10 protein-coding genes are annotated in these 6,785 nt (G+C 39.0%); 5 read left to right on the top strand and 5 right to left on the bottom strand.

What is annotated here, in order from left to right; translation table 11 throughout:
* Window positions 1-99 precede the first annotated feature (99 nt).
* The 4 genes from IEW67_RS08945 to IEW67_RS08930 all read left to right on the top strand — a co-directional run bounded on the left by IEW67_RS08945 (window position 100) and on the right by IEW67_RS08930 (window position 2,649).
* Window positions 100-270, top strand: coding sequence for a helix-turn-helix transcriptional regulator (locus tag IEW67_RS08945; RefSeq protein ID WP_188632731.1), 171 nt, complete (start codon window positions 100-102; stop codon window positions 268-270).
* A complete protein-coding gene (locus IEW67_RS08940) occupies window positions 267-698 on the top strand; it encodes a hypothetical protein (RefSeq protein WP_229671722.1) in 432 nt (143 codons plus the stop codon). The genes IEW67_RS08945 and IEW67_RS08940 overlap by 4 nt, the downstream gene beginning before the upstream one ends.
* A 332-nt stretch (window positions 699-1,030) precedes the next feature.
* Window positions 1,031-1,693 (top strand): hypothetical protein, encoded by a 663-nt coding sequence (locus tag IEW67_RS08935; protein ID WP_188632724.1) that lies wholly within the window; start codon window positions 1,031-1,033, stop codon window positions 1,691-1,693.
* Window positions 1,694-1,806: 113 nt separating this feature from the next.
* Window positions 1,807-2,649 (top strand): nucleotidyltransferase domain-containing protein, encoded by an 843-nt coding sequence (locus IEW67_RS08930; protein ID WP_188632723.1) that lies wholly within the window; start codon window positions 1,807-1,809, stop codon window positions 2,647-2,649.
* Window positions 2,650-3,078: 429 nt separating this feature from the next.
* On the opposite strand, the gene fakB is transcribed toward IEW67_RS08930, so the two are convergent.
* Window positions 3,079-3,939, bottom strand: coding sequence for a DegV family protein (gene fakB, locus IEW67_RS08925; protein ID WP_188632722.1), 861 nt, complete (start codon window positions 3,937-3,939; stop codon window positions 3,079-3,081).
* A gap of 111 nt (window positions 3,940-4,050) precedes the next feature.
* Here fakB and IEW67_RS08920 point away from each other — a divergent pair, with 111 nt between their 5' ends.
* On the top strand, window positions 4,051-4,893 hold the full coding sequence (locus IEW67_RS08920; protein WP_188632721.1) for a YitT family protein: 843 nt from the start codon (window positions 4,051-4,053) through the stop codon (window positions 4,891-4,893).
* Window positions 4,894-4,949: 56 nt separating this feature from the next.
* On the opposite strand, the gene IEW67_RS08915 is transcribed toward IEW67_RS08920, so the two are convergent.
* The 4 genes from IEW67_RS08915 to IEW67_RS08900 all read right to left on the bottom strand — a co-directional run bounded on the left by IEW67_RS08915 (window position 4,950) and on the right by IEW67_RS08900 (window position 6,780).
* Complete coding sequence (locus tag IEW67_RS08915; protein WP_188632720.1) at window positions 4,950-5,213, bottom strand: NifU N-terminal domain-containing protein; 264 nt, start codon at window positions 5,211-5,213, stop codon at window positions 4,950-4,952.
* A 196-nt stretch (window positions 5,214-5,409) separates the two neighbouring features.
* Window positions 5,410-5,613 (bottom strand): DUF3813 family protein, encoded by a 204-nt coding sequence (locus tag IEW67_RS08910; protein ID WP_188632719.1) that lies wholly within the window; start codon window positions 5,611-5,613, stop codon window positions 5,410-5,412.
* 1 nt (window position 5,614) lies between these two features.
* Window positions 5,615-5,764, bottom strand: coding sequence for a hypothetical protein (locus IEW67_RS08905; protein WP_188632718.1), 150 nt, complete (start codon window positions 5,762-5,764; stop codon window positions 5,615-5,617).
* A gap of 185 nt (window positions 5,765-5,949) precedes the next feature.
* Complete coding sequence (locus IEW67_RS08900; protein WP_188632717.1) at window positions 5,950-6,780, bottom strand: Cof-type HAD-IIB family hydrolase; 831 nt, start codon at window positions 6,778-6,780, stop codon at window positions 5,950-5,952.
* Window positions 6,781-6,785 lie beyond the last annotated feature (5 nt).

Genomic DNA, 6,785 nt, shown 5'->3' with positions numbered 1-6,785 from the left:
ACAATTGGCTCAATTCATGCCATGGTCATCAACGCTACCACAGGAATGCCACGTTCCAAATAAATCTAAATAAAGCATACATGAAATCCCCATCTATACATAGGTGGGGATTATTTGACGCTTACAGCTGAAAAAATAGGGATCACCCGTCAAACGATTAGTTTAATCGAAAAAGGAAAATATAATCCCACTTTAAAATTGTGTCTTTCGATTTGTGACGTCGTACATAAGTCATTGGATGAACTATTCTGGGTGGATAAGGGGGAATGAACGAAATAATGAAAAAGATTACTGATGAACGGTTGAAATTGAAAAATTTGAAAAACATCAGGGTTTTATTTTTATTTCAAAACATTGGAATCATTAGTATATTGGGATATGACTTGGTCACTAAAGGTATGGATGGTATGACAGCTAATCCATTATGGTATGTTTTTTTAATTACAGGTGTTGTTTCTGCATATTTATCCATGAGCATTAGTATAGATCATGAATCAAGTAACAAATCCCCAAAAAAGGGATTAATTATTTTGACCATCATCGGTGCTTTTATTGCTATTGGATTTGGAGTTTTAGTTTTCTTTACAGGTGGTGTGTCTACTGTGGCTACTTCAATACTCGTGGGAGGAATAGTCTTTGTTTGTTTTCTTGCACCATCTCTTTATATTTATTACCTACGGACTAAACGACAAGATTAAATTTCAACAATGTAAAAGACTGTTTCTTATACAGGCGGGCACCATTCTGGAATAAAGATTGATACTGGTTGATATATTGGGGGATGAAGATAATTACATTATCATTAATATTTGAAGTGATTGCAGAGGTAGTTGTACTTTTTTGCATTTGTCGTACCAGCATTTATGGCTGTTAAAAGTAGTGAGAAAGGGTCTGCACCTCGAAAAGTTTTTAACGGTGTTGCAGAAACGGACACGATATTCTAATGAAATCACACTAATATCGCACATAAAGACCATTATATAGAGGATATCAGAGAATAGATTTCATAAGATTAGGAGGGTGTGAAAGGATGGATCAACAAAGGCAAACAAGACCATTGGTTATCGTAGGGTTTGTGTCGCTCGTCTTATCTTTTTTATTCAAGTGGGAATTTATATATAGCGAACCTGCCATCGATCGGTTGCTTGGTTCAATCGGTTTAACTGCGTGGTCTAATGACAATAGTGGGTTTCATTATACAGGAATTATGTCCATTATATTGTTGATCATGGGTCTGTTTTTTCTGGCTAAACAATACAGCGGTAAAATGATTTTTGTTTTCTTTCTTGTGATCATACTCATACCCACTAACTTGTTTGCAAACGTGTATCAATCAAGCTTTGCAAATGGGATTTATGCGTTAGAATTCCAACAGGACGGAAGCAATTGTCAATATGATACAAATGATTCAGGTATTGTTGAAGGTAATTGTAAAATCTCTATTGTGAACCATAGTAGCGATGTCGTTACTTTCCGTGTTTCGATAGACTCAAAATATGATCACAATAGATTCAATGTAACGGACCTAATTAATCTGAAAGACCACCAATTGAAACTTGATGCGAATGAACATAGAACATTTAATATTAATTTCAGACATTTGCTTCAATCGTCAAAATATCAAAGTGTAGGCGGGGAACTTGATATATTTAATCTCATAATCGATGATGACGATAATACAAGGCGTTTGTAAAGTCATCAAAGGCCAATTTAAACATTAATTTTTTGGAATTATGAGGGGGACCCCACTATAAAAAGTATTAACACGTAAAGGGTGACGTTAAAAAGAAATGAGGATTTCAAAAAGTGGCTCAAATTAAAGAAATAGGATCTTTATGCTCTGTAGACAAAAAAGGTTATATTGTAAATCAATCTGACCCAAATAAGATCAGTAATAAATTTTGGGAAGTAATTCAATTAATAAAAGAACGCTGTATTTCTAATTTATCGAGGAAGATTCACAGTATTTATATAAGAGGGTCTATTCCAAGAGGATTAGGTATTGAAAATGTATCTGATGTAGATGCCATAATTGTTACTTATTCTGATCCTCAAAATCTAGACCTTGATTGGGTAGAGGAAGCTGAACAATTCATCAATCAAAGGTTTCCATTTGTAGCAGGTGTGGAATTGGGATTCTGCTCTTTAAGTGAGACAGAAGAATCAAAGCGCTGTTCTATGCTTCCATTTATATTAAAAACTTACGGTGTCTGTGTTTATGGTGAAAACCTGATAAGTAATCTCCCGGATTATAAACCCGACAGCTCCTTAGCAAATGAACACCTTTTTCATTTGGCATCTCTGATTGATAAGGCTAAGGATGATTTGAAGGGGAATGACGACATTGAAGATATTACGGATTGTTGTATATGGGTTATGAGACTTATTGTTAGAGCTGGCCTTGCGCTTGTTATTGTTCAAGAACAAGCGTATACAAGAGATTTATACCCGGCATTTAAACTTTTTTCAAAGCATTATCCCGAAAAACAACAAGAAATGAGAACTGCGCTCTGGTACGCAATCAATCCCTTATCAGATTCAGAAGAAATATTAGGCTTCTTAGACTGCTTTGGGAATTGGATGAAAGAAGAAGCAGAGAATTGGCTTAAGGTTTACAATCCCAAAAAAGAAATACATCTACCACTATAAAGACAGTTCCGTAATCTAGGAGCCTTGGACAAAAGTTGTTTTATTAAGGAACAAACCGAACTAACTAGAGCGTATACACCCCTCCGGAAATATACTTCGCGCACCTTAGGGCGGCTGTTAAGCCTCCTCGTGCTAACGCACTGCGAGGTCTCACCGAGGCCTTTTCTCCCGCAGTCTACGTATATTTCCTCCGCTAAAACGGAGTATCGTTCGCCTTTAGTATTGCATATCTTAATTCTGTCCAAGGCTCCTAGTGCGAGAATTACATAAGACTTGTGCGAATTTTGCTCCGGATGGCATTTATTTTATTAGTTCCGAAAAGCGTTTTAGTCGCTGACAATTCATGTCCAAAGAGTTGTATTATGGTTATGTCAAAATCCCACCACAAAGCAAAATTCTTAAAATAGCCGGCGTCAACTGTGCCGGCGGTTACTTATAATCGCTGTTTAAAAAGAAAATCGCAAGGGTACCGGGACCGGAATGTGCACCGATTGTTGAGCCAACCATTTCGATCATAACTTCTTTTACAGCAAGCTTTTCCTTCATTATGTTGGCGATATTCTGTGCTTTCTCCAAATCATCACCATGACTGATGCCAATGATCTGATTTGAAAAGTCGGTGCCGCGCTCTTCCATAATAGCCAGCATCCGGTTCAAAAGCTTTTTGGATCCGCGTATTTTCTCGAGAGGAACCAGTTTGCCATTTTCCACATGCAGGACCGGTTTTATTTTTAAAAACGATCCGACAAATGCAGCTGTTTTGCTGACACGGCCGCCGCGATAAAGGTATTCAAGGTCATCGACAGTAAAAATATGTTCCATGTGTTCAGCATGATAGATAGCTGTGTCAATAATTTCGCTGCTGTCGGCGCCATTCTTGGCAAGCTGGGCGGCACGAAGGATGACGAGACCATACCCGATAGATGCACATTTTGTATCAACCACATGGAGTTCAGCATCCGGATAAGTTTCTTTCACTTCCTGCTCCATCATTTTGGCAGTCTGGTATGTACCTGATAGTTCTGAAGAGAAGGCAAAATACACTAATGGTTGATTTGCTTCGGCATATGATGTGAAAATAGTTTTAAATGCTTGTGGCGATACTTGAGATGTTTTGGGACTTTTTCCTTCCCGCATGGCGTTATATACCGTTTTGGGCTTTATGTCAACACTGTCTTTATATTCTTGACCGTCGAGATGAACGGTTAAAGGTATCATTTCAATGTCATATGTTTTATAATGAGTTTCGGATAGATCACATGCAGAATCAGCGAGAATTTTAATCATCATTTTTTCACCTGCATTCTTGAAATTATTATTTACTTCAGTTTAAATCGGCTTACAAGAATAGTCAAAAAATAGCGGTAGGAAATAGCATATGCCCGAAAGAGGAGGAAAAGGATGTTTTTAGTAGAAGCAAAACGAATCGTTATAGTTATATGTGGTGCCCTTTTAAATGCTTTATCACTGAATTTATTCCTGATTTCGGCCAATGTATATGCAAGCGGATTCACAGGTGCGGCACAGCTAATTTCCAGTATATTTAACGACTTTCTGAATATTGGTTTATCGACCGGTATTATTTTATTCGTATTAAACATTCCTGTGGCGATATTAGGGTGGTATAAAGTTGGAAAAGGATTTACCATCTATAGTGTTGTTTCAGTTCTTGTCACAACCGTTTTCCTGGAGGCTATCCCTGTTGTGGCACTTTCGGAAGATATTATTTTAAATGCTGTGTTCGGCGGTGTACTCGGCGGCACTGGTGTCGGCTTGACATTAAGGCATGGTGCATCAACGGGCGGGATGGATATTGTGGCGATGGTATTATCCCGTATGAAGGACAGGCCGATTGGGATTTACTTTTTGACCATGAATTCAATCATCATTGCAATGGCCGGTCTTCTATATGAACCTGAAAATGCGTTGTATACATTGCTGACATTATATGTGACAACACGCGTCATTGATGCTCTTCATACACGGCATGCAAAAGTGACGGTCATGATTATTACACATAAACCGGAAGAACTGCAAAAAGCGATTCACGATACAATGGTGCGCGGTATCACGATTCTTCCCGCTAAAGGAGCTTATACCCGGGATGATAAAAGCATGATGTATCTGGTCGTCACCCGATATGAACTTTATGATCTTGAACGGATTATTGGAGAGGTGGATCCTAATGCCTTCACCAATATTGTACAGACAACGGGTGTGTTTGGTTCGTTCAGACGAGATTAAGGCATGTTAAGAAAAAGACAGCAACTAAAAATTGCTGTCTTTCAGCTATGTATGACTTAATAGCCGTATTTTTCCATGACATCAATCACTTTTGGCTGCAATTCATCCCATTCCATGTCAAAGGCTTTGTTAACGGTAATGAAATTCTGATATCCAAAAACGTTATCGACACCATTCACTTCCATCAAATCATTTAAAATATCGTGCTCGCTTGTATCGCCGGGCATGACGGAAATACTGCTGTCCCCTTCAAAAATGAGGCTGTCAGTCGTGAATTTCAATGCGTTTGGATTTGGCGTAGCTTCAGCTCTTACTCCCATTATTCTTCCCTCCGTTATCCATACTTGTCTTTATTTTAACAGAAAATAAACGAGAAGGGAAACACCCTTATCCGGATATCCGGATAAGGGTGTTGTACATGCCTGTTATAATCCCGCTTTTCATTATATATGAATGAATGGTGGATCGTTAACATTTGCATGTTATGCTGACAAGGTTTTGACTGATGCTTGGAGGTTATTGCAATTGGTTTTTCTGTTGCAATTGTTGTTCAAGCTGCTGAAGTTGTTGCTGTTCTTCGGCTGATGCCTGATTTTTGGCAGCTTGAATAGCGTTTTGCGCAGCTTGTTGCTCCTGCTGATTTGCATTACCTTGAGCATTCGTTAATTGGTTAACAGCATTTTTAGCGCGCTGCATCAAATTATTTTGCTGCTGAGCCATGTTAAACCCCTCCTAATGTTTGGCTGTCAGTGTCTTCCTGATTGCGCCTTACTTCTGAAAAACGGGTTTTGTACGGAAACACTTCATCGTGTTTTTTAACGGCATCAACACTATGCTGAGTGAACCGTCTTGACTTGCTGTTCTTTCCCATCGGCAATTCCCCCTATGGAGTAAGCCTTGTGCAAACGGCAAGAGTTCCGTGCAAGAAGTCATCAAAACATATAAGAAAGTGAACGCTTTGATGCGTTCACTTCTAGTTTGGCCTGTTGCAGGCCAAATATGAAAGGAAATTTTTACACAGTTATTTCAAAAGTTCGGAACATCATGGAACGGATTTTAAATCACCTTGGATTGAAGTTTTAAATAGTCCTCCAGGAACATGCTGATTCCATCATTTTCGTTGGAGTCTGTAACATGTTTGGCAACGGCTTTAAGTTCATCGATCGCGTTGCCCATAGCAACGCCGACTCCTGCATAATCAATCATTTCCAAGTCATTATCCTCATCCCCGAATGCAATAATCCGCTCTTCCGGGATATGATAATAATGAGCGATCTTCTTCAATCCGACGGCTTTGTTCAGCCCTTTTTTGACAATCTCAATAATATTCCATGGCGCACCCCATTTACGGTGCTCAATCAGTTCAGCGTGGTAATCGTCCAAATGCTGTCTTAATGTGTGGATATTGTCTTCTTTCGGATGGATCAGCAATGAAGTCGGATTGTCCTGAAGTTTATTTTTAAGGCTCCCGATCGTGAAAGGTGAATCCTGGCGGGTTGCCTGAAAAATTTCAAGGATTTTTTCATCATATTGATCCATGTAAACGGTATCCATCACCTCTGCCAGGATGTTATGGACTTTTAAGTCATAACAGACATTAACAATCCGGTGGGCTGTTCTAACAGGCATCGGGTTGTGCAGCACATCCCATTTGTTGTCTGTCGGATGATGGATGAGAGCACCATTGAAATTAACCATCGGTGTATTGAGTTCAAGTGTGCGGTAATAATCGATGCTGGCACGGTGAGGTCTTCCAGTGGCAATAACCACGATATGACCATCGTTGATTGCTTTCTTAAGTATCTCACGGTTACGCATACTGATTTGTTTATCATCGGTTAATAATGTTCCATCCAGATCCAATGCAATTAGATGTTTGCTATCCATATATT

Source organism: Lentibacillus kapialis, assembly GCF_014646635.1.
GTDB lineage: Bacteria > Bacillota > Bacilli > Bacillales > Amphibacillaceae > Lentibacillus > Lentibacillus kapialis.
The sequence above is the reverse complement of the archived record's forward strand: the minus strand, read 5'-3'. Positions and strand labels throughout refer to the sequence as shown.